The sequence below is a fragment of the Clostridium sp. HV4-5-A1G genome, from assembly GCF_900184915.1.
In the GTDB taxonomy this organism is placed as follows: Bacteria; Bacillota; Clostridia; order Clostridiales; family Clostridiaceae; genus Clostridium_B; species Clostridium_B aromativorans.
Genome location: NZ_FXYI02000381.1, coordinates 1 through 619, shown reverse-complemented (window position 1 = coordinate 619; position 619 = coordinate 1). Strand labels below are relative to the sequence as shown.

General features: G+C 22.5%; 1 protein-coding gene. It reads left to right on the top strand.

All coding sequences use genetic code 11. The annotated features are described in order from the left end of the window. Positions 1-75: 75 nt before the first annotated feature. A partial coding sequence (locus J5G60_RS18640) for a hypothetical protein (protein WP_207876665.1) occupies positions 76-619 on the top strand: 544 nt, incomplete at its 3' end.

Genomic DNA, 619 nt, shown 5'->3' with positions numbered 1-619 from the left:
AAAAATAATATTATCAAATAATCTTATCGTTAAATATACTGTTATTATCAAATAATTCTTGAGCGAGGAGAAATGATGAATTATTATTGTGAAGAATGGAATAGAATGAAAATTAAGGGAAAGTTTAAATTTATATTAGATGTTAAAAATCTCATGCTTATATTTATATTTATACTTATATTCTTAACTGTAAAAGTTTTTGCATATAATCAACTTTACCTGTTTAAAGAATTCATATTTTACATTTTATATATGATCATAACTTTTTCAATTCTTCTAATAATATCCCAAAGTATAAAATGGAATCTATATAAGAGATTTTTCAACGGAGATTTTTCAAAGAAATCTCCGACTATAAAATTAGGGGAAATTTTTCTCGGAATTTTAAGCTTGTGGATTCCTCTCGGGATTTTTTATTCCATATTTATAATAAGTCCTAATTCCTATATATTGAAGCATCTTAGTTTTACCTTAAATTATGTAATTTATTTCACTGCTTATATAATTGTAAACTGTATATTTTGGATATCAATGGGACTCGTATTAGAATTTTTAATCAATATAAAGACTATGAGTTTCTTGAATCCATTAATTGAAAACAAAAATAAAATTTATATAT